General features: G+C 52.2%; 21 protein-coding genes. 19 read left to right on the forward strand and 2 right to left on the reverse strand.

Annotated elements, in window-relative coordinates:
* The first annotated feature begins 12 nt into the window (after positions 1 to 12).
* The 5 genes from ACQGQ5_RS06480 (at position 13) to rfbG (ending at position 6,050) form a co-directional block, all read left to right on the forward strand.
* Positions 13 to 1,584 (forward strand): GmrSD restriction endonuclease domain-containing protein, encoded by a 1,572-nt coding sequence (locus tag ACQGQ5_RS06480; RefSeq protein WP_455735742.1) that lies wholly within the window; start codon positions 13 to 15, stop codon positions 1,582 to 1,584.
* Between the two features lie 85 nt (positions 1,585 to 1,669).
* The gene (locus ACQGQ5_RS06485) at positions 1,670 to 2,407 is read left to right on the forward strand and encodes an exosporium glycoprotein BclB-related protein (protein WP_455735743.1); all 738 of its coding nucleotides are present in this window, start codon (positions 1,670 to 1,672) and stop codon (positions 2,405 to 2,407) included.
* Positions 2,408 to 2,507: 100 nt separating this feature from the next.
* On the forward strand, positions 2,508 to 3,617 hold the full coding sequence (locus ACQGQ5_RS06490; protein WP_455735744.1) for a tetratricopeptide repeat-containing glycosyltransferase: 1,110 nt from the start codon (positions 2,508 to 2,510) through the stop codon (positions 3,615 to 3,617).
* A 9-nt stretch (positions 3,618 to 3,626) separates the two neighbouring features.
* Positions 3,627 to 4,715 carry a tetratricopeptide repeat-containing glycosyltransferase gene (locus ACQGQ5_RS06495; RefSeq protein ID WP_455735745.1) on the forward strand — a complete coding sequence of 363 codons (1,089 nt, stop codon included), beginning with the start codon at positions 3,627 to 3,629 and terminating at the stop codon, positions 4,713 to 4,715.
* Between the two features lie 219 nt (positions 4,716 to 4,934).
* Positions 4,935 to 6,050: a CDP-glucose 4,6-dehydratase gene (gene rfbG, locus ACQGQ5_RS06500; protein ID WP_455735746.1), complete on the forward strand. Its 1,116-nt coding sequence runs from the start codon at positions 4,935 to 4,937 to the stop codon at positions 6,048 to 6,050.
* Between the two features lie 102 nt (positions 6,051 to 6,152).
* On the opposite strand, the gene ACQGQ5_RS06505 is transcribed toward rfbG, so the two are convergent.
* Positions 6,153 to 6,536: a phage holin family protein gene (locus ACQGQ5_RS06505; RefSeq protein ID WP_455735747.1), complete on the reverse strand. Its 384-nt coding sequence runs from the start codon at positions 6,534 to 6,536 to the stop codon at positions 6,153 to 6,155.
* A 185-nt stretch (positions 6,537 to 6,721) separates the two neighbouring features.
* On the opposite strand from ACQGQ5_RS06505, the gene ytaF reads away from it, so the two are divergent.
* Positions 6,722 to 7,339: a sporulation membrane protein YtaF gene (ytaF, locus tag ACQGQ5_RS06510; protein WP_455735748.1), complete on the forward strand. Its 618-nt coding sequence runs from the start codon at positions 6,722 to 6,724 to the stop codon at positions 7,337 to 7,339.
* A 14-nt stretch (positions 7,340 to 7,353) separates the two neighbouring features.
* Here the strand turns inward: ytaF and ACQGQ5_RS06515 are convergent, their stop codons facing one another.
* Positions 7,354 to 8,019: an undecaprenyl diphosphate synthase family protein gene (locus ACQGQ5_RS06515; RefSeq protein ID WP_455735749.1), complete on the reverse strand. Its 666-nt coding sequence runs from the start codon at positions 8,017 to 8,019 to the stop codon at positions 7,354 to 7,356.
* A gap of 159 nt (positions 8,020 to 8,178) precedes the next feature.
* Here ACQGQ5_RS06515 and ACQGQ5_RS06520 point away from each other — a divergent pair, with 159 nt between their 5' ends.
* The 13 genes from ACQGQ5_RS06520 (at position 8,179) to ACQGQ5_RS06580 (ending at position 22,440) form a co-directional block, all read left to right on the forward strand.
* On the forward strand, positions 8,179 to 9,750 hold the full coding sequence (locus ACQGQ5_RS06520; protein ID WP_455735750.1) for a spore germination protein: 1,572 nt from the start codon (positions 8,179 to 8,181) through the stop codon (positions 9,748 to 9,750).
* The gene (locus ACQGQ5_RS06525; protein ID WP_455735751.1) at positions 9,743 to 10,885 is read left to right on the forward strand and encodes a Ger(x)C family spore germination protein; all 1,143 of its coding nucleotides are present in this window, start codon (positions 9,743 to 9,745) and stop codon (positions 10,883 to 10,885) included. Before ACQGQ5_RS06520 ends, ACQGQ5_RS06525 begins: the two co-directional genes overlap by 8 nt.
* 18 nt (positions 10,886 to 10,903) lie before the next feature.
* Positions 10,904 to 11,113, forward strand: a complete 210-nt coding sequence (locus ACQGQ5_RS06530) for a hypothetical protein (RefSeq protein ID WP_455735752.1) — start codon at positions 10,904 to 10,906, stop codon at positions 11,111 to 11,113.
* 33 nt (positions 11,114 to 11,146) lie between these two features.
* A complete protein-coding gene (locus ACQGQ5_RS06535) occupies positions 11,147 to 12,247 on the forward strand; it encodes a GerAB/ArcD/ProY family transporter (RefSeq protein WP_455735753.1) in 1,101 nt (366 codons plus the stop codon).
* A gap of 458 nt (positions 12,248 to 12,705) precedes the next feature.
* On the forward strand, positions 12,706 to 14,784 hold the full coding sequence (locus ACQGQ5_RS06540) for an NAD(P)/FAD-dependent oxidoreductase (protein WP_455735754.1): 2,079 nt from the start codon (positions 12,706 to 12,708) through the stop codon (positions 14,782 to 14,784).
* Positions 14,777 to 15,757, forward strand: coding sequence for a polyprenyl synthetase family protein (locus ACQGQ5_RS06545; protein ID WP_455735755.1), 981 nt, complete (start codon positions 14,777 to 14,779; stop codon positions 15,755 to 15,757). Before ACQGQ5_RS06540 ends, ACQGQ5_RS06545 begins: the two co-directional genes overlap by 8 nt.
* A gap of 4 nt (positions 15,758 to 15,761) precedes the next feature.
* Positions 15,762 to 16,664, forward strand: a complete 903-nt coding sequence (locus ACQGQ5_RS06550) for a UbiA family prenyltransferase (RefSeq protein WP_455735756.1) — start codon at positions 15,762 to 15,764, stop codon at positions 16,662 to 16,664.
* Positions 16,665 to 16,678: 14 nt separating this feature from the next.
* A complete protein-coding gene (locus ACQGQ5_RS06555) occupies positions 16,679 to 17,068 on the forward strand; it encodes a NusG domain II-containing protein (protein WP_455735757.1) in 390 nt (129 codons plus the stop codon).
* Positions 17,069 to 17,079: 11 nt separating this feature from the next.
* Entirely contained in the window at positions 17,080 to 17,625 is a 546-nt protein-coding gene (locus ACQGQ5_RS06560; protein WP_455735758.1) for a Gx transporter family protein, read from the forward strand.
* A 21-nt stretch (positions 17,626 to 17,646) separates the two neighbouring features.
* Positions 17,647 to 18,717 (forward strand): hypothetical protein, encoded by a 1,071-nt coding sequence (locus tag ACQGQ5_RS06565; protein WP_455735759.1) that lies wholly within the window; start codon positions 17,647 to 17,649, stop codon positions 18,715 to 18,717.
* A gap of 78 nt (positions 18,718 to 18,795) precedes the next feature.
* A complete protein-coding gene (locus tag ACQGQ5_RS06570) occupies positions 18,796 to 19,839 on the forward strand; it encodes an FAD:protein FMN transferase (protein WP_455735760.1) in 1,044 nt (347 codons plus the stop codon).
* 44 nt (positions 19,840 to 19,883) lie between these two features.
* On the forward strand, positions 19,884 to 21,584 hold the full coding sequence (locus ACQGQ5_RS06575; RefSeq protein ID WP_455735761.1) for a menaquinone biosynthesis decarboxylase: 1,701 nt from the start codon (positions 19,884 to 19,886) through the stop codon (positions 21,582 to 21,584).
* Entirely contained in the window at positions 21,571 to 22,440 is an 870-nt protein-coding gene (locus tag ACQGQ5_RS06580) for a UbiA-like polyprenyltransferase (RefSeq protein ID WP_455735762.1), read from the forward strand. Before ACQGQ5_RS06575 ends, ACQGQ5_RS06580 begins: the two co-directional genes overlap by 14 nt.
* Positions 22,441 to 22,444: the final 4 nt, after the last annotated feature.

Here is a 22,444-nt window from a genome sequence, read left to right on the forward strand (position 1 = left end):
TGAGGAAATTATATGGAACAATTAATGATCCGGGACATTATATCACAAATTTATAGTGGTGCGCTTCGCATACCATCTTTTCAGCGAGGTTTTGTGTGGGAACCAGAAGATGTAGCTTTTTTTATGGATAGCTTATATAAAAAATATCCAGTTGGCGCTATTTTAATTTGGCGTACTAAAGAACGCTTACATAGCGAACGAAATCTGGGGCGTTATTCTTTACCTGAACCTAAAGAAGAATATCCGATTGACTACATTCTTGATGGACAACAGAGAATAACATCTATCTTTTCTGTTTTTCAGACTCACTTAACACCAGCTCCGGGTTCTAATTGGATGGACATATATTATGTTATCGGCAGCAAAACGTTTCAGCAACAGCCATGTTTTATTGCTCTAGCTGACTCTGACGTTGATCCGTCAAAACACTTTCCGTTGAATGTCCTTTTCGATCCCGTAAAATATAGGAAGGCCGTGAATGCTCTAGACGATAGAATCGCTGTTGAAATAGATGAAATGTTTGGAGTTTTTCAAAGTGTCGCAATTCCTGTTCAGATTATGCATACAGACAATAAGGGCAATGTTGCTATTGTTTTTGAACGCATTAATCGGGCTGGAGTTCCTTTAGACCCATTTCAACTATTAACTGCTTGGAGCTGGAGCACGGAATTCGACTTGCAAGATAAACTTGATGAATTGTCTGCTGAACTGAGTGATTATGGCTTTGATGGTCTAGCGGAGGATCAAGATTTATTAATGAAATGCTTCACAGGTTTTATTTTAGGAAGCACATCGCCAAGTGCAATCATGGATTTGGACGGGGAAAAATTTAGAACAAATTTTGAAGCGATTACTAATGGATTAAAATCTGCAGTTGATTTTATTAGGGGAGAGTTGCATCTTTACTCTTTAGAGTTTGTTCCTTATCCTGCAATGATTGTATCGTTAGTGAAGTTTTTTGGGTCTAGTAGAACCAATGGAAATCTCTATTCAGAAAAACAGCGCTCACAACTTGTCAGATGGTTTTGGAGATGCTGCTTTTCAAGAAGATACTCAAGCGGTGTAAACAGTGCCCACGCGGCAGATCTTTTGGCAATGAACAAACTTAGAGAAAATGGAGACACTGAAATAGCAAACTTTAAGTGTGTTATTCCTGATGATTTCTTTTTAACTAACAGTTTTGCGCTCACATCTGTCAATACTAAAACATTTATCGCTCTGCTTGCATCTAGAGGCCCAAAGTCATTTATTTCAGGTTCAAATGTCGACCTTTCTGTAACGTTAAAACATGCGAGCACTAAGGAATTTCATCATATCTTTCCGGATAAGTATCTCCAGAGAAGCGGAAAAGAAAGAAAAGAGATTTATTTCCTCGCAAATTTTTGCTTTTTGAACAATTCGGACAATCAAAAAATCAAAGACAAAGCACCTAGCGATTATGTGAAAATGATCGATCAGACGAAATTAACACAAATTTTAGATGCAGCTATATGCCCGCATGATACATTTTCATTGAGCTATGAAGATTTTATTTCAGAAAGAAATAAAATGTTAAATGAATATGCCAAGTCCCTAATTAAATGATTAAATAGAGGGTTAATAAAACAAACAATCATGCCGGTTTTATTAAGCAATGAGCGCCGCGTTTCAGCGGCGCTTTTGCGTGGTTATGAAACTAAAAAATTACGGTTGCGCACAAATAGGTGTTTCCACCGGCCCGACGGGTCCAACGGGAGATACCGGTCCGACGGGTCCAACGGGAGATACCGGTCCGACAGGTCCGACGGGAGATACCGGCCCGACGGGTCCAACGGGAGATACCGGCCCGACGGGTCCAACGGGAGATACCGGCCCGACAGGTCCGACGGGAGATACCGGTCCGACAGGCGGATCGGCGATTATCCCCTTTGCATCGGGGACGCCGGTTGCCCTGACATCCATTTTAGGCGGCCTTGCCGGACTGCCCGGATTTATTGGCTTTGGTACTTCAGCCCAGGGTGTGAATGTGCTTGGAGCGACGATTGACCTTACGGGTGGTCCCGGCATTGGAATCAACGAAGCGTTCTCGGTTCCGCGTGACGGTACGATCACTTCCGTTGCCGCCTTCTTCAGCACAACGGTGGCATTATCTTTGGTGGGATCAACGGTGACGATCACCGCGCAGCTGTATGAATCGACCACCCCGGACAATACGTTCACACCGATTGCCGGTACGCTGGTTACTCTGGCACCTGCGCTGACGGGTATTATCGCCATCGGTACCGTGTCCAGTGGAATTGTGACAGGGCTGAGTATCCCGGTAACAGCGGGAACGCGTCTGCTGATGGTTTACTCTATTACCGCTGCAGGGGTCACTCTCGTCAATACGGCTGCCGGTTATGCAAGTGCCGGCGTAACCATCGCTTAAACCCGGCCCGCACGGAAAAATAATGGGTAGGATGATCGTTTGGCCTCCTCGAAAGAGGGGACCAAACGATTTACATAATTATTGGGAAGAGGGTGCGGAATTGAACCGGTATAAAATCTGCGTTTATGCCATTACAAAGAACGAGGAAAAGTTCGTCGACCGCTGGATGGACGCGGTCAGCGAGGCGGACCTGGTAGTTGTAACGGACACGGGCTCCACGGACAGAACGGTGGAAAAGCTCCGCGAACGGGGGGCCGTCGTCTATGTGGAAACCATCAGCCCCTGGCGGTTCGACACGGCGAGAAATCTGGCCATGGACCATATCCCCGAGGACGCGGACATCTGCGTTTCCAACGATCTGGACGAGGTGTTCGAAGCGGGGTGGAGGAAAAAGCTGGAAGACGTCTGGCTTCCTGTCTATACACGCGCAAGGTATCTGTTTACCTGGAGCCATAACAGCGACGGGACATACGGCAAGCAGTTCACAATGGAGAAAATTCACCGGCGGCACGGCTTCCGGTGGGTGCATCCGGTCCACGAGATTCTGGCCTACAGCGGCGGGGATCCGGACAGAACGGTGTGGGTTCCCGGCCTGGTGCTGAACCACTATCCGGATACCGGTAAACCCAGAAGCCAGTACCTGCCCCTGCTTGAGCTGTCCGCCAAAGAAAATCCGCAGGACGACCGGGTCGCCTTCTGGCTGGGCCGGGAATATATGTATCAGGGAATGCCCGACAAAAGCATCGAAACATTGAACAATTACCTGAAGATGCCCACCGCCCTCTGGAACGAGGAACGGTGCGCCGCCATGCGCTTTATCGCGAACTGTTATCAGGAAAAGGGAGATGAAAACGCGGCCCGCCTGTGGCTGTTCAGGGCGATTGCCGAATGTCCGGCGATCCGGGAGCCCTATCACCAGATGGCCCGGCTCGGGTACCGGACGAACGACTGGCCCCTTGTCTTTTTTATGGTCGGCGAGGCGCTGAAAATCACGGAAAAATCGGGCAGCTATCTGTTTGAGCCGGCCGCGTGGGGATATTCGCTGTACGACCTTGGGGCGATCAGCGCCTACCGGCTGGGACTGTACCGGTTGTCCTGCGATTACGCTGCAAGGGCGTGCGAACTGCAGCCGGACGACGAGCGCCTGAAAAAGAATCTGGAACTGATTCAGCTGAAGCTTCCCGATGCGCAGCCAGACCCGAAGGTTTGAGGTGATCCTTTGAAAAAGTATCGAATTTGCGTGTATGCGATCTGTAAGAATGAGGAAAAGTTTGTCGACCGCTGGATGGATTCCATGGGGGAGGCGGACGTGATCGTTGTGACGGATACGGGCTCCACCGACGGCACTGTTGAAAAATTGAGGGAGCGCGGCGCGGTGGTCTGCACGGAAGAAATAAAGCCCTGGCGGTTCGACGCGGCGCGCAACCGGTCCCTCGAGCATGTCCCGGAGGACGCCGATATCTGCGTGTGCACCGATCTTGACGAAGTATTTACCAAGGGGTGGCGCGAGTGTGTGGAAAAAGCGTGGCGGTCCGGCACCACCATGGGGAAATACCTTTACAACTGGAGCCTGAAAGAGGACGGCACGCCCGACGTGCAGTTCAGCTACTTCAAAATCCACGACAGGCACAGCTATCAATGGGCTTATCCCGTTCACGAGTGCCTGAAATATGTCGGCGCCGGACCGGAAAAAATCATCTACATTACCGGGATGGAGCTGAATCATTACCCGGACGCCACAAAATCCAGGGGGTCCTATCTGCCTCTGCTGGAGCTTGCGGCGAAGGAAACGCCTCAGGACGACCGCGTGGCGTATTACCTTGGACGGGAATATATGTACAAGGGCATGTGGAAGGAATGCATCGCGGAATTAAAACGGCATCTGGCGCTGCCGTCCTCCGTCTGGAAGGAAGAACGGTGCGCGTCCATGCGCTGGATCGCAAAATCCTGCTTCCGGCTTTCCAATCCGACGGAGGCTTTCAACTGGTACTGCCGCGCCATCGCGGAAGCGCCCCATCTGCGTGAACCCTATGTGGAGTGCGCCCAGATGGCCTATCAGACATCAAACTGGCCCATGGCGTACTATATGGCGGCGGAAGCGCTGAAGATCGAGCAGAAGTCCATGGTCTATGTCAACATGGGATACGCGTGGGATCATACGCCGGATGACCTGTGCGCAATCGCCTGTTACCGGCTCGGCCTGTACGGGGAATCCCTTGCCCACGCAAAGGCGGCGCTGGCGTTCAGCCCCAGGAACGAAAGGCTGAAAAACAACCTCAGGCTGATCGAGCTGAAAGCAAATCGTTAAAAGGGCTGTCAGCTTTTCAGCAGTGGTAAACGCTCCGGTATTTGCATATATAAAGAAACAGGGCATCGGTGAAGGGAAAGCGCGGTTTTGTACAGAAAGAGCAGGGCACGGGCCTGCCCTTGCCCACAAGCTTGCCGTTTACAGGCACGGTCCGGACGGCGATTGATACTGAAAGGATGTGGAAAAGGTCAATATGTTTTGCGAAACGGGGGAGACGCCATGGAAGATATGGAAATAGACCTGAGCAGAATGTTCGGGGGCTTTTACCGCGGGAAAAACGTGCTGGTGACCGGCCACACGGGCTTTAAGGGCTCCTGGCTCTGCCTGTGGCTGTATTTGCTGGGCGCAAGGGTGGTCGGCTACGCGCTGGACCCTCCGGCGGAAAACGGCAATTTCAGCCTGTGCGGGCTGCGGCACAGAATGGCGGATATCCGCGGGGATATTCGCGACGGGGCAAGACTCAAACAGATTTTCGACCTGTACGAGCCGGAAATCGTGTTTCACCTTGCCGCGCAGCCCATTGTCCGCCGTTCCTATGAAATCCCGGGCGAGACGTTCGAGATCAATGTCATGGGAACCGTGGAGGTGCTGGAAAACATCCGGCTTTCCCGGACCGTAAAAACGGGCGTGATCGTTACGTCCGACAAATGCTATGAAAACAGGGAGCAGCTCTGGGGCTACCGGGAAGGGGACGCGCTGGGCGGATATGATCCGTACAGCGCCAGCAAGGGCTGCGCGGAGCTTGTTACGGCCGCGTACCGGAGCTCCTTTTTCAGTACCCGTCCCGGGAAATTCGTCTCTACCGCGCGGGCGGGCAACCTGTTAGGGGGAGGGGACTGGGCGGAAGACAGGCTCGTTCCCGACTGTATCCGCGCCCTGCAGTCCCACAGCCCCATTATGCTCCGGAATCCCGAGTCCGTCCGGCCGTGGCAGCATGTTCTGGAGCCGCTTTACGGCTATCTTCTGCTGGCGTATCAAATGACGGAGAAGGGTTCGCGGTACACGGGGGCATGGAATTTCAGTCCGGATCCGGACTCTGCTGTCACGGTCAGCCGGCTGGCCGACGAGCTGATCTCGCTCTGGGGAAGAGGAGAGTGGGTGGACTGCTCGGAATATACGTCCCTGCATGAGACCGCTATGCTGAGCCTTGACTGCACCAAAGCGAAGACGTTTCTCGGGTGGAAGCCCCGCATGAATCTGAAGAAAGCGTTGGAATATACCGTGGAGTGGTACCAGAATTACCGCAGGGAGGACGTTTACACCCTCTGCAAAAAGCAGATCGCCTCTTACTCCGCGGCGTGCATGGACGCTTTTCGGGAGTCTGGGGATGGCTAAAACTGCCGGGGCTGGCATTGTTTTTTCAATCAAAAGACGGAGGTCTGAAAAGCGTTTCGCTTTTCAGACCTCCTTTACAAATGTTTCAGGAATTACTCCATGCTACATGACTCTGACTGGAAAGACCGCATCGACAATGCCGATGACCAAAGCGCCCAGAATGGCGCCGATGATCGAAACGCTCATGCCGGGGACCAAAAACTGCGCGGCGTAAATGATAATTGCGGATATAATAAATCCTTTCAATCCTTTCCCAAAGGGGGCCGCGTCCACTTTCATCATCTTTTCCACCAGATAGTCAATCACGCTGATGACTACTGCAGCAAGCAGAAATGACCATAATCCTCGGATGGAAAAGCCCGGGGTCAAAAACGATACGACTGCAAGAACGACTGCTGTAATAATCATTCGTCCAAACCAGCGGAGAAATTCCGAACCGGCTGACTGCGCTGAATGCTCGGTATCCATATGCCCTTCGTGTGTCATTTATTCATCCCTCCTGTACCGCACGCAAAATGGATTTGGTACGGACAGGTATAGTTTTGACGAAATACCGCCGCGATATCCTTTACGAAAGCTGACAGTTATTGTTAGCCGTGCTTCGTTTAAAAATTCAATCACATAAATTTGCCGCCGACATTATTATGGTAGAAATAATGTTTTGGCGGTGAGTGAATTTGTATCTGATATCCGTATTATTATTTGCGCTGTCGGCAAACCTTGACAATTTTACCGTGGCAATTACCTTTGGAATGCGGAAGATTAAAATGAATTTTTTTATTAATTTTCTGATTGCCGTTATCACGGGGGCCGGCACCTTTCTTTCCATGTGGATCGGCGGGATCATCGGCCGTTTTTTTCCCGCGTCGGTATCCAATATGCTTGGCGGCATCCTCCTGATCCTCATCGGGCTTTGGTTCCTCAGGGATTTCTTTAAAAAGCCGCGGGAAAAAGAGGAAGCCGGGCAGAAGGAAAAGGGGAATCTCAACACCGTGCTCAAAGACCCCGGAAAAGCGGATCTGGACAGCTCGGGAACAATCGATGTCAGAGAGTCCGCAATCCTGGCCCTGGCGCTGACCGTCAATAATTTCGGCATGGGCGTCGGCGCGAGCATCTCGGGGCTGAACATATGCGCCACGACGATTTTTACATTTCTGATCAGTATGTTTTCTATTACCCTGGGGTACCGTGTGGGAAGAGGCTGCATTCCAAAGTCGCTTTCCCGGTTTGTCCCGCTGATTTCGGGAGGGATCGTCATCGCGCTCGGAATTTTTGAGATGCTGGTCTGATGCGCTGCCGAAAATCAGCCGCCGAGGGTGACATCCTGGTCCTGATACCACGCGAGGGCCCGATAAAACTGCTCGGGCCTGAAATCCGGCCACAGCTCGTCCAGCACATAAATGTCCGCGTAGATGGACTGAATGGGCAGAAAACCGCTCAGGCGGCGTCTTCCTCCCCAGCGGATGATCAAATCGATTCTTGAGATGTCGCAGGACGCGATCGTATTTGCCATGCTGCCGCCGAAGCCCGCTTCGCTGTTTTTCAGGGAGCAGCTTAAGTCCCAGTTCCATCCGTAGTTCACCAGAAAATTGACTTTCATAAGGCCGCGGCCGAAACGCACCCTTTTGGAATAAGGCAGAAGCTCTTTCGGGAACAGCGGCGACTCCGTATTGCCGACGATCAGGAGGTCGGCGTCCCGGTTGGCCAGGTTCCTGACCGCGTCCACACAGGCGCTCTGAAAGGCTTTTGTCTGAACGGACGGGCGCTTCGTATTGTCGATGGTAAAACCGTAGAAAGTCATTTCCTGAATCCCGAGTTCAAGGCAGGCTTTGTAGAGCTCAAATCCCGGTTCAATGCCGAATTTATAGCCGTCCTGTTTTTCATACCCGTTCTTCTCAGCCCATCGCCTGTTGCCGTCCGGAATAATCCCAATGTGCCGGGGCAGTCTGCCGAAAGATAACCTGTTCATTTTTCTCTCCGATTCATTTGATTTTCAGAGAATAGTCTGCATAAAACAGAAACGATTATACTCAGAAGGACAGGGCTTTGCGGAACTTCGATGCCATTTACATATTTTCTCGGCGATGATGCAATAATAAAAATAATTGTTTCACGCGGGGGGTCAAATATGTTCCATTTTTCAACGAGACGAAAAAAAGAAATCGTAAACGAGCAGGTTGAGCATTTCAACAGGGAACTGAATGAAAACAGTTTAAGCCGTTCCATGAAAAGCAATGTGGAAATCATCAAAAAGCTTTTTACCGATGTGGACATCCTGATTGTCAGGTATTTTCAGAACAACCGCGACAAGGACCTGAAATACTGCATCGTCTATTGCGACGGCGTGGTCAATTCCGAGATCATCAACGAAAATATCATCAGGCCGCTGATGCTCTCCGACGCGGTCGGCCGGCATCCGGACGGGCGTCTTGCCGACGAGCTGATCGAAAGCGTCGTTTTCATCGACGAGATCAAAAAGACGAAGGAAATCAAAGAAATTGTGGAGTCCGTCACCTACGGCGACACCATTTTATTTGTGGAGGGCGTGGAGGAAGCCGTCATTCTGAATTCCAAAGGATTTAATACCCGCTCGATGGACGAGCCGGAAAATGAAAAAATCCTTTCGGGACCCAGGGAGGGGTTTAACGAGTCCCTGATCCAGAACCTTTCGCTGGTCCGCCGCAAGGTGAGAACCAATGAGCTGAAAATGAAATTTACCACGATGGGAAAAGTTACAAGGACCAAAGCCTGTATCTGCTATATCGACAAGATTGTCAACAAAAATATTCTGAAAGAGCTTTACCGCCGTCTTGAACGGATCGATATCGACGGAGTTCTGGACACCAACTATATTACCGAGCTGACCAGGGATTCCCTGTGGTCCCCCTTCCGCACGACGGGGTATACGGAGCGCCCCGACGTCGTCGTGGGAAAGCTTCTGGAAGGCAGGATCGCCGTTTTTCTGGACGGAACGCCGGTCGTCCTGACCGTCCCTTACCTTTTCATCGAAAACTTTCAGAGCAGCGAGGACTACTACCTGAGCTTTTATTATACCTCTTTGTCGCGGTTTGTGCGCATCGTGGGATTTTTCCTGACGGTCGGCGTTCCGGCGCTTTATGTCGCGATCGTGGCGTTCCAGAAGCAGATGCTGCCCACCCAGCTTTTGATCAGCATAGCCAGCTCCAGAAGGAGCGTGCCGCTGCCCGCCGCCGCGGAAGCGTTTATTATGCTCGCCGTTTTTGATATTCTGCGTGAAACCGGAATCCGTATGCCGTCCAATATCGGACAGCCGCTCAGCATTGTCGGAGCTCTTGTCATCGGACAAGCCGCGGTGGACGCCAAGCTGGTGTCCGCTCCCATGATCATTGTCGTTGCGCTCACGGGGATCACCGGCCTGCTGGTTCCCAAAATGAACGCGCCGGTGATTTATATGCGTCTGTTCCTGCTGGCGATGGCTACCTGCTTTGGGTTATTCGGGTTTGTTCTGGGCTTTTCGGTCGTGCTTATCCATATACTGAACCTGCACTCGTTTGGGATTCCCCAGCTCACCTTCAGCGGGTCGCTTCAGTTCCAGGAAATCAAGGATACCTTTATCAGGGCGCCCTGGTGGGAAATGCTTACGAGGACAAAGTCGATGACGAACGATCTTGTGCGGATGAAGAGCCCTCCGGGAGAAAGCAACGGAGGAAATCATGAGTAAGAGAATCGCCTGCGCGATGCTGAGCCTTGCGCTGCTGATTTCCCTGCCGGGCTGCTGGAGTTACCGGGGACTGAACGAGATCACTTTGGTTGCGGGAGTGGGAATAGACCTGGATCCGGCCACCCAGGAGTATTTGCTCAGCTGTGAAGTCATCGATATGACCACTTCCCAGACAGAAGCGGGAACCAAGGCCAAACTCGTGGAATCGCGGGGAAAAACGGTGATGGACGCGGTCAGGAACGCAAAAAAGAAGCTGCTCAACAAGCTGTATTGGGGCAATAACGAGATCCTGATCGTAGGGAATGAACTTGCCAAAAGCGGTAAGCTGGACAATGTGCTCGTCTGGTTTTTATCCGATGCGGAATGCCGTGAAACGGTAGATGTTATTGTTTCGGAGGAAAGAACGGCGAAAGATGTTCTGACGATCGACGGCCTTGACAACTCGGTTGTCGCCTATGAAATCAAGAAGATTCTTGACGATGACCAAAGCACCGTGGGGACCGTCGAAAGCGTCCAGCTGTACCGCGCGTTCAGCACGCTGAAAAGCGAGGGACGTTCCCTCGCCCTTCCGGTTTTCCGCACCGTGGAAAACGATGAGGAAACGGTCGTGGAAGCAGACGGCGAAGCGGTCTTCAAAGGGAATAAAATGGTGGGGCGCCTGTCCCCGGAGGACAGCAGATATTATTTGGCTGCGGTGGACGGCCTTCACGGCGGAATCCTGACCGTATCCTCTGCGGAGCAGAGCGACCCGGACGTATCGCTCGAAATTTCAGAGAGCACAACGAAATCTTCCTATTCTTATTCAGAGGGGAAGCTGAAGGTGACTCTTCAGACGGACACCGATGTCTTTGTGGATGAATCTGAAGCGGATACCGATCTGCTGGATGAAAAAACGACCGGCAAAATTGAGCAAAGAGCACAGAAAATGATCAAAGAAAAGACCGAGGGCGTGATTCACAAAGTTCAGACGGAGTACGATTCGGATATTTTTGGATTTGGCGAAATGATCTATAAAAAGGACCTGAAGCTTTGGAAGCAGCTGAAACCGCAATGGGACGAAATCTTTCCGACCGTACAGGTAGAGGTGCAGTCCAAAGTGAATATTGTCAATACCGCTTTTCTCAAGCACAGTTGAAAGTGGGTGTGCCCCTTGATGACCTTTATCGTAATCGCGTTGTATCTGATCATTGTCCTCACCGACTTTATCCCTGTTGCCAAAAGCGGTGAAAAAAAGATAACGTGGATTTATTCCATCCTGCTCACGGTCAGTTTTTGCGTCCTGATCCTGTATACGTTCGACGTCGTGCTTCCCGGTCCTTCCGGTCCCATCCGGCAGATTGTTGAAACCTTTTATAAACCGTAAAATACCCAATGACATGGAAAGGAACAGGTTCCGATGAAGAAACAGTATCTCTCAATGCGTCAGGCCATATGCGTGCTCACCGTTTATATCTGCGGGAGCAGCGTCGTGCTGGGAGGAAACTCCGAGGCGGGACAGGATTCCTGGATTTCTCTGCTCCTGTCTCAGGTCATTACCATTCCGACGGTTCTGGTTTACGCAAAAATCATCAAACTGTTTCCTGAAAAAAATATCTTTGAAGCGGCGGAAATCCTGTTCGGTAAAATTGGCGGCAAAATCATCACCGCACTGTTTACCTGGTACGCGCTTCACCTGGGCGCATTGGTCCTGCGGAATTTTTCCGAGTATGTCGAAATAACGGCGATGCCGGAGACTCCTCAGCTCGCACTGATGATTGTTATGATTCTGGTCACGATCTATATGGCGAGGAGCGGAGTGGAAACGTTGGGGAAATGGTCTTTGCTGAGCCTGGTATTCATTGTTTCCTTTATGTTTCTTACGGTCATCCTGCTGTATAATCAGTTGAACATGAATAATTTCCTGCCCGTTATGGAACACAGCACAAAAACGATTCTGACGAGCTCCTATGGGGTTTTCAGCTTTCCGTTTGCCGAAACCGTGCTGTTTCTGGCTCTGGCCGATTCCATTAAAAAAGAGGACAGCCCTTTTAAAATATATGTATGGGCGGAAGTGCTGGGGGCCCTCATCATGCTGATTGTCGCGCTGAGAAATATCGCGGCGCTGGGCGCGGCCATGCTGAAGGTGCAGCTTTTTCCCTCTTATTCTGCCGCCAGAATCATCAGCCTCACCGACTTCCTTGCAAGAGTGGAAGGCTTTATCTCAACGAACTTTATTTTGGGCGGAATCACCAAAATTACCGTTTGTCTTCTGGCGGCGTCCAAAGGGCTGGCCGGACTGTTCAATATACAGGACTGCCGGAAGCTGGTGCTCCCGGTCAGCCTTTGCACGCTTGCCCTGTGCAGCATTCTTTACCGAAACACGATGGAAATGACGAACTTTCTGGAGATCTATAAAATTTATGCCGTTCCTTTCCAGCTCGTCATCCCGGTCATGATCTGGACGGGCGGTGAAATCAGGGCGCGCATGCAGAGGAAAGCGGCGGAAAAGCCCGCGTAAACGGAACCGGCGGCGCCCCGCGCCGCCCGCTTTCATATCTGAAGGAAAAGGAATCCGATCCTCCGCTGTACGCAGCCGCACCGCGGAGGATCGTTTAGGGATGGACTGTTTTTCAGAGGGCTTTTTCAGAGGAATCGGGTGGGAATTAAAAAAAATTTTTTAAGAGTTAAATTTTTATCGTATGTCTCACACTGTGAAAGCGATTTCAGGGAGGCAACAATTTTACCTATGATTTTCTTAATAAAATAATATTAATTCCTATTATTTACATTCATAAATTTGTCTCATTCGATTGTATTCCCTTGTTTTTCCAACAATATGGCGGCTTTATTTGTCAATTTACGCATATTGACTTATTGAAATTGATTGTTATAATATTGTCGAGGTATGTTTTATATATATTAGGATTCTTGTCAGGTTTCCCTGTGAATTATTCTTTATTTTGAAAGAGGATTGCTATGGAGAAAAAAATCGTTATTATCGGCGCGGGTTATTCGGGGTTGCTGACCGCGAAAAAATTAGCCAAACGGCTGAAAAAGCAAGAGGATGTCAGCATTACCATTATTGATAAAAATCCGTTCCACACCATGCTGACCGAGCTGCACGAGGTGGCTGCCGGACGGGTAGATGAAGACAGTATCAAGATCAGCCTCAGCAGGGTGTTTGCCGGAAGAAAGGTAAACGTCAAGCTGGATACGGTTCAGTCCATTGATTTTGAGCAGAAGTCCGTAGCCGGAATCAGCGAAAGCTACGGCTACGATTACCTTGTGCTTGCGGCCGGCTCCAAACCCACTTTCTTCGGCATCCCGGGGGCGGAGGAATACGCCCACACGCTGTGGTCGTACGAGGACGCCGTGCATCTGAAGGAACATATCCACGAGTTCTTCAGGAAAGCCGCCCGCACGGCCGATCCGGAAGAAAAGAAAAAGCTGCTCACGTTTTATGTCGTGGGCGCGGGCTTCACGGGAATTGAAATGGTGGGGGAGCTGGCCGAGTATGTGCCGGTCCTCTGCGACAAATACGAAATAGACCGTTCCCTCGTCACGATTTACGACGTGGATGTCCTTCCGCGCATCGTGCCGATTTTACCTGACAAACTTTCCAACAAAATAGAAAGACGCCTTTCCAAAATGGGCGTTGGTCTCAAGCTGAACGCCGGCGTTGTCAGCATTGGCGAAGACTATATCGAAATCAAGAGCGGCGAGACGGTCACCCGCGAAACTGCCGGCACCGTGATCTGGACGGCGGGAATCGAAAGCGCCGAAATCGCGGGCGAGGCGGCAAAGGTGCTCCAGTCGGCCCGCCGCGGAAGGATCCAGACTGACGCTTACCTGCGCTCCGTGGATAACCCGAACGTCTATGTCGTCGGCGACGATATCCTTTATACGCCGGAAGGCGAAAAGACGCCGGTCCCGCAGCTGGTCGAAAACTGCGAGCAAAGCTCCGGTGTCGCCGCGAGAAATATCATCGCCGCCCTTACCGGCACGGGCGAAATGGAAGAGTACAAACCGAAATTCCACGGGGTCATGGTTTGTGTGGGCGGCCGTTACGGCGTCGCCCACGTCGGCCTGCCGAACCATATGTTCAGCCTTCCGTCCTTCCTCGCCATGTTCGCGAAGCATTTTATCAACATCATCTATTTCATTCAGGTTCTTGGCTGGAACAAGATTTTCAGCTATATGAAGCATGAGTTCTTTACGGTGCGCCACGACAGAAGCTTTGTCGGCGGCCACTTCTCCAATAAGACCCCGAGCTTCTTGCTCGTCGCTCTCCGGATCTGGCTGGGGATGGTCTGGCTGTATGAAGGCGTTATGAAGATTGTGGAGGGCTGGTTCCATTCTCCCCAGCTGACCGGCTTCTTCGGCGGCGCGAACACATGGTACAACACCATTCTGAGCGGTGCGGCCGCCGGCGGCGCCGCGCCGGACGCGACAAGCAGCGCGACCACCACTGCGGCCGCCGGTGCGGTGAATGTAGTAAACGCGGTAGCCGGAGCGGCTTCCGCTGCGGTAGACGCGATTTCCTCCGCCACGTCGGGCGCCGCGGGCGCGGCCGGTCAGGCGTCGGGCGCCGCTGCTGCGGCTGTCGGGCAGGTCTTGATGAATTTCAGCTTCCTTGGCTGGTTCCAGGTGATCTTTGTAAGCGGCAAGGAGCTGGCAAAATCCACTCTGAACGATCTGGCGTTCAAGCTTGACGTGCCGCTGATGAACTGGTTTGTCAATACGTTTATTCTTCCCAACCCCAAAGTGCAGCTTTTTATGCAGATCTTTATTGTGGCTGCGGAAATCCTGATCGGCCTGTCGCTGATCGGCGGCCTGTTTACCACGCTGTCCTCCGGACTTTCGCTGGTTCTTCAGGTCATGTTCGTCTGCACCACGGGCCTGTACCTCAACACCTTCTGGATGATTTTCGCGGCAATCGCGGTCCTGATCGGCGGAGGCAGGGTCTTTGGACTGGACTATTACGCGATGCCGTATCTGAAAAAGCACTGGAAAAATGTAAAATTCGCAAGAAAGTTATATATTTACAATGATTAATGAACACACTGCAGAAAATGCCGCGGCTGAATTTCTTACTTTTGACGATGCGGCGGAACAGGTAAAACAGGAGGTGGGCAGATTGCTGTCCGCCTCTCCCAAACCCATCCGCAATTATACGCAGCACCTGACGCTTTCCTGGGGCAAGTTTCTCCGTTCCCGCTCGCTGCTTGCCTGTGCCGAAAACAGGGAAGGGCTGCTTCATCCCAACGCGGTGAAGCTCGCTTCCGCGATAGAGGTTCTGCATCTGGCCACGCTGGTGCATGACGACGTCATTGACAACGCCGATCTCCGCAGGGGCTTTGTCACTCTCCAGAAAAAATACGGAAAGCGCACCGCGGTTATCTGCGGGGATTACCTTTTCTGCCTGGCTCTGGAACAGGCTGCTTCCATACCGAACAAGAGGGATTATCTGGACTTCAATATTCCCGATTACATGACCAGGATCTGTCTGGGCGAGCTGCGGCAGAACCAGAACAATGATAATCTGGACCTTTCCATTGCGGGCTATCTCAGGATTATCTCCGGAAAAACCGCGGCCCTCTTTGAGGCTTCCTTTTACGCGGGGGCGATCCTCTGCGAGGAGGAGAAGGATGCGGTGGAGAAATACATGCGTCTCGGCCATCTGATCGGCATGATCTTTCAGCTTACCGACGACTGCATCGACTTTGAAGCGCCGCGGCAGCTGGCCAAAAAGCCGGTCCAGTCCGACTACGAGCAGGGCGTCATCACCCTTCCGCTGATCTACGCGTTTCAGACGCGCGCCGCTTTCAAGGAAAAGGCGAGGGCGGAAAAGCTTTCCCGGGAGGAGATCAATGCCGCCGTGGCGGAAACGGGCGGCCTGAGCTACACGAAGGCGGTTTCAAAAAAGTATTACGACAAGGCCTTTCAAATCATCCGGAAGCTGGGCGCTTCCGAAACGAAAAAAGAAAGGCTTCAGTCTGTTTTGGATAAAGCTTACCGCGGGTTATAAAACAATGCTGAAAAGGTTTTTTGATTTTGTGGAGCTGCGGACGAAAATCACCAGCGTCTTTGCCTTTTTGACGGCGCTTGCGTATCTTTTTTACAAAAAGCAGCCGGTAAACTGGACATTGACTTTGCTCTTTTTCGGTTCCATGCTTCTCTTTGATTTAACCGCTACGGCGATCAATAATTATGAGGGAGCCAAAACGGCCGGAGAGGTTCTGCCTTTCCGCCGCCCGACGGCGAAGGCGGTCATTTTTCTGCTGCTTTTGGCCAGTACGGCTCTGGGGCTGACTCTGGCCTTTCTGACGGACGCGGTCGTGCTGCTTTTGGGCGGGCTGTGCTTTCTGTTCGGGGTGCTCTATTCGTGGGGCCCGATTCCCCTTTCCCGTCAGCCGCTGGGAGAGCTTTTTTCCGGCGTGTTTTACGGGCTGTTTATCCCTTTCCTGTTACTGTACATCAATATGCCCGCGGGAACCTTCCTTACGTTGGCGCTTGATTTTCAAACGGTTCATCTGGATTTGAATCTTTTTCCGCTTTTTTCGCTCGCGCTGCTTTCGGTAACGCCGGCCTGCGCGACCGCAAATATTATGCTCGCCAACAACCTGTGCGATCTGGAAAAAGACATCCGGGCAAAGCGATACACGCTCCCGTATTATCTTGGCGAAAAAGCCCTGTCCGTATTCGCGGGGCTGTATTCCGTTTCGTATCTCTCGGTTGTCGGGATGGTGCTTTTGAAAATCCTGCCTTCTGTCTGCCTGTTGTCCCTGCTGACGATCGTTCCCGTCAGGAACAATGTTAACCGGTTCAAAAAGAAACAGCAGAAAGAGGAAACGTTTGTCCTTTCGGTCCAAAATTACATCCTCCTTGTGGGTACCAACTGCCTGCTGATTTTTGTCGGCGGTTTTTTTAACTGAGACGGGGTTTATCGATGAAATTTGTCAAAAAAAGCGATTTTGTGATTCTTGCCGTTGCGCTTGCGGTCTGTGCGGCCGCGTGGTTTTCCTATCAGTCCATCGTCGGGAAGAGAGCGGCGAAAGCCGAAATCTATTACAAATCGGAGCTGGCGGACACGGTCGATCTGACGGCGGGAGTGGATAAGCGCTTTTCAATTGCGCAGAATAAGAACGTGATTTTTCACGTTTTTCAAGACGGCAGCATTTGCTTTGAGGAATCCAATTGCCCGGATAAAGTCTGTATCCACGCGGGCAGGCTCCACACGGTCGGGGAGAGCGCGGCCTGCCTTCCGAACGGCATCGTAATGAAAATAGTGGCAAAGGATCAGCGCAGTTCGGACGACCTGGACGCTGTGATTGGATGAGGAAAACAAAAATGGCTGAAGACAAAAATCTGACGAAACGCGAGATCAACTCCCTGAGGATCAGACGGATGGTTCTGACGGGCCTTCTTTTTGCGGTGATCCTCGTGCTGTCCGTCGTCGAAAACCAGCTGCAGATTCCCGTGCCGGTTCCCGGCGTCAAGCTCGGGCTGTCCAATATTGTGGTGATGTATTCCCTTTTTTTCGTTGAAAAAAAGGAAGCGCTGCTTCTGGCGGTGCTGAAATCCGTCTTTGTGTTCCTGACCAGAGGCGCGGTCGCGGCGCTGCTGAGCTTTTGCGGCGGCCTTCTTTCCGTATTGGGCATGATCCTGTTTCTGTTTCTCTTCAAGGAAAAAATCTCTTACCTGATGATTAGTATTCTGGGCGCAGTCTTTCACAATATCGGGCAGATGGCTGCGGTTTCCCTTTTATATACGAATCTTTTTCTGTGGGCGTACGCCCCCGTGCTGTTGCTGTCGGGCGTGATAGCGGGCGCGGCGACATCCGCCTTGCTCAAGGTTACTCTGCCGGCTTTAAAAAAGGTCGGCTTCAGTAAATAAATTGAAATTTTGGAGGAAAATATGAAAAAAGCAATAGCAGCGTTTTTAGCCGCAGCAATTACCGCAGTCAGCTTTGCGGGATGCGGCAGCAACACCGCGGCCAGCTCCGCAGCGGCTTCCCAGCCCGCCGTGAGCTCACAGGCCGCTGAGTCGGCCCCGGCGTCCGGTACATGGAAAACAGGTCTTGCCGTCGTTACCTCTGTCGCGAAATCCACGGATGTCAAAGACGGAAAGGGCCTTGCGGAGACGGATTCCACCGTTGTGGCCGTCGCGGTAGACCAGGACGGCAAAATCGCAAAATGCCTGATCGACGCGGTCCAGAGCAAAGTCGAATTCTCCGACGCCGGCAAAATCCTGACCCCGCTTGATACCGTCGTGAAGTCCAAGCAGGAACTCGGCGCGGAGTACGGCCTTGGCAAAACTTCCGGCATCAAAAAGGAATGGAACGAGCAGGCCGACGCGTTTGCAGGCTATGTAGTCGGCAAAACAGCGGATGAGGTCAAGGGCATTGCCGTCGACAGCGAAGGCAAAGCAACCGATAAGGAACTGACCGCCTCCGTTACCATTCATGTCGGCGACTTTATCGCCGCCGTTGAAAAGGCAGTCGCCAATGCAGCCGATAACGGCGCAAAGGCTGGCGACAAGCTGGGCCTCGGCATTGAGACCGGCATTGCCAGCTCCAAGGACGCCGGTGCCGAGGACGGCCTTGCGCAGGTTGATTCCTACTACACCGTTACCACCGCCGGCGCCGACGGCAAAATCACCAGCTGCATCATCGACGCTTCCCAGACCAAAGTCAACTTCTCCAAAGCGGGCAAGATCACGTCCGACCTGAAAGCGGAGCAGAAGACGAAGGACGAGCTGGGCGAAGCTTACGGCATGAAGAAGGCGGCTTCCAAGATCGGTAAAGAGTGGAACGAAGAAGCCGCCGCGTTTGCGAAGTATGTAGTCGGCAAAACGCTGGACGAGGTCAAAGGCATTGCCGTTGACTCCGAAGGCAAAGCGACCGATAAGGAACTGACCGCCTCCGTTACCATCCATGTCGGCGATTTCATCAAGGTTATCGATCAGGCTGTTTCCGGCGCAAAATAAAGGGAAAGCCCCATTCACAAAGTGATTCGCGAGAGGTAGATTCATTTCTACCTCTCCATTTTTTGAGGTGGAAAACGGGTGAAAAAACTGATTTCGGCGATTCTCGCCATGGCGCTGATCGTTCCGCTTCCGGCTTGCGATACCAGTAAGAAAACACGCTATGAAGCGCAATTTTTACAGCTTTTCGACACCATGACGGAAATTGTGGCTTATACGGAAACCAAAGAGGAGTTTACAAACCTTTCCAATTTGATTTATAATAATCTAAAGGTTTACCATGAGCTTTACGATATTTATCATGATTACCCCGGCGTCAGCAACATCAAAACGATCAATGACAACGCGGGGAAGAAGCCGGTCAAGGTAGATAAGAAGATTATCGATATGCTCCTGCTGGGTAAAAAAGAAAGCGCGGACAACAGCTCCGCTTTCAATATCGCGCTGGGTTCGGTGCTGAAAATATGGCACCAGTACAGGGAAGCGGGGATAGACGACCCGGAAAACGCGGCCCTGCCCCCCATGGCCGACCTGAAAGAAGCTATGAAGCATACGGATATCAGCAAGGTCGTCATCGATGAAAAAGCTTCCACGGTATATTTAGAAGACCCGGAGATGAGTCTGGACGTCGGCGGAATCGCAAAAGGCTACGCGACGGAGCAAGTGGCGAAAATCGCGATGGAACACGGCTATCAATCCGCACTTCTCAGTGTGGGCGGCAATGTGCGGGCCATCGGCGACAAGGGCGTCAATCAGGAGGATTGGAATATCGGGATTCAGAACCCGGATAAGGAAAGCGAGAAAAAATCCCTCTGCACGATCAATATCAAGGATGAATCCGTTGTGACCAGCGGGATTTACGAGCGGTATTACACGGTGGACGGCAAGACCTACCACCATATCATAGACCCGAAAACCCTGATGCCGTCTACTTATTTTAAAGCCGTCACCATTATCACGCCGGATTCCGGTATGGCGGATATCTGCTGCAAGCTGATTTTCAACGTCCCTTACGAGCAGGGGCTGGCTTATATCAGGACGCTGCCGGATACGGAAGCGCTTTGGGTGCTTCCCGACAACGAGATCAAATACAGCGACCATTTTCAGAAATATATCAAGAGCTGAATTTCACGGATTCAAAAAGTATGGAGCAAATGGGGAATGCGCGGATGGCATACAAAGGCCTTCAGGGTTTTATCAGAAAACTGGAAACGAGCGGGGAACTGAAAAAGATCGACGCGCCCGTGTCGCCCGAGCTGGAAATTACGGAGATCACCGACCGCGTTTCCAAAGCCAACGGTCCTGCTCTGCTGTTCCAGGAGGTAAACGGGTCAAGGTATCCCGTCCTGATGAACGCGATGGGCAGCTATCAGAGAATGAGCATGGCTTTGGGCGTGGAAAAGCTGGACGACATTGCGGACGATATCCAGAAGTATCTGGATATCGTCAACCGCCTGTCCGTTCCCCGGCTGATCAAAAGTGTTCCCCATCTGTTCCGCCTGCTGAGCGCGTTTCCGCGGAAAAGCCTGTTTCGGGGAGAATGCCAGCAGGTGGTGGAACGGTTCGTGGATTTGTCCTCCCTGCCCGTTTTGAAGTGCTGGCCGCAGGACGCGGGACCGTTTATTACGCTTCCCGTCGTCTTTACAAGGGACCGGAAAACGAAGCGGCAGAACGCCGGAATGTACCGCCTTCAGGTCCTTGACAGCACCACCACCGCGATGCACTGGCACAAGCATAAGGACGGCTCCGAAATCTACCGCGGCTACGCGGAGCAGAACCTGAGGATGCCGGTTTCGGTCGCGCTGGGGTGCGACCCCGCCGTTACCTACGCCGCCACCGCGCCGCTGCCGAAAATGCTGGATGAAATGATGCTGGCCGGATGGCTGCGCAGGAAAAGGGTCAAAATGGTCAAATGCATTACGAATAACATCTATGTTCCCGCGGACGCCGAATTTGTGCTGGAAGGTTACGTCGACCCCGCGGAAGAACCGGTGCTGGAAGGGCCGTTCGGCGACCATACGGGCTATTATTCCCTTGCGGATTATTATCCGAAATTTCATGTGACCTGCATCACCCATAAAAGGGAAGCCGTCTATCCCGCCACGGTTGTGGGCAAGCCGCCGATGGAGGACTGCTATATGGCGAAGGCGACGGAGCGTATTTTCCTCCCGCTGCTGCGGATGCAGATTCCGGAGCTGGTGGACCTGAACCTGCCGCTGGAAGGGGTTTTTCACAACTGCGCCATTGTTTCGATCAAAAACAAATACCCCGGCTGCGCGCGCAAAGTGATGAACGCGATCTGGGGCATGGGGCAGATGATGTATACGAAGCTGATTGTCGCCGTGGACGAATCCGTGGACGTTCAGAACCTGGCCGCCGTGCGGGACGCGGTGCTGAAAAATGTCAGCGGGCCGCAGAGCCTGCTTTTTTCGGAAGGTCCGCTGGACGCGCTGGATCATTCCTCCAACCGCGCGCTGTACGGGTGCCGGCTGGGAATCGACGCCGCCAGCCCCGCAAAGGGCTTCAACGACGAGGTTACCGATACTTTCAGGATCCTGCCCGTCCGCAAGGACCGCCCGGGAAAGGGCAGGGAGCTGGTCGAGAATTACCTCTGGAACCACCCGGATAAGTTTGTGATCGTGGTGGACGAGGATGTGAATACGAGGGACCTTTCCACCGTTATGTGGAAGGTGTTCAATAATATAGACGCCAAAAGGGACATTGCGGTCATCGATTTCAAGATCGGGGTGGACGCTACGAAAAAATGGAAGCAGGAGGGCCTGACCCGCCCCTGGCCGGATGACATCGTCATGACGGACGCGATGAAACGGCAGGTCGACAAAAGGTGGAACGAATATGGGATTGACTAAAATCATCGATAAGATTCAATCATACGGCAAGCTGGTCATGTTTTCGCACACGATTTTTTCTTTCAGCTTTGCGCTGGTTTCCATGGTGCTGGCCGCGAACGGCCTTCCCGGCGTTTCCACCGTCTTTTGGATCGTGGTCTGCTTTCTGGGGGCGCGCACGGGCGCGAACGCCGTCAACCGCGTGATCGACGCGAAGATCGACGCGAAAAATCCGCGCACGGCCGGCCGCCAGATTCCAAAGGGAGAAATGAAAAAAGGCGAGGTCGTTGTTTTTACCGCGGTCTGTTTCCTCGTTATGCTGTACGGAGCGTACCGGCTGAACTGGGTCTGCTTTGCCCTGTCCCCGGTCGCTTTGTTTTTGCTGATTATTTACTCCTACTGCAAACGTTTCACTTTTCTGTGCCATCTGATCCTCGGCGTTACCTGCGCCTGCGCGCCGGTCGGCGCGTGGCTTGCCGTCACGGGAAAGCCCGCACTGGTCCCGCTCGTTATGGGCGCCGCCAATACCCTGTGGGTCGCCGGGTTCGACATTATCTACGGCTCGCAGGATTATGACTTTGACAGGCAGAACGGGCTGCATTCCATCCCCGTTGCCTTCGGCGTGAAAAACGCCCTGCGTATTGCCATGCTGTTCCACGTCGTCACCCTGATCTGCCTCGTCGTCATCGGGCTTCTTGTGCCGCGGTTCGGAGTGATCTATTATGTAGGTGTGGCGGTCATCGCCGCCCTGTTTGCCGCGGAGTACCGGATGGTGTCGCCCGACAATCTGACCCACGTCAATATTGCGTCCTACAGCGTGAACCAGCTCGTGAGCATCGTCCTGCTGGTGTTCGGGCTTCTGGATGCGTTTATTTAGGAAG

It is taken from the genome of Caproiciproducens sp., from assembly GCF_053840905.1.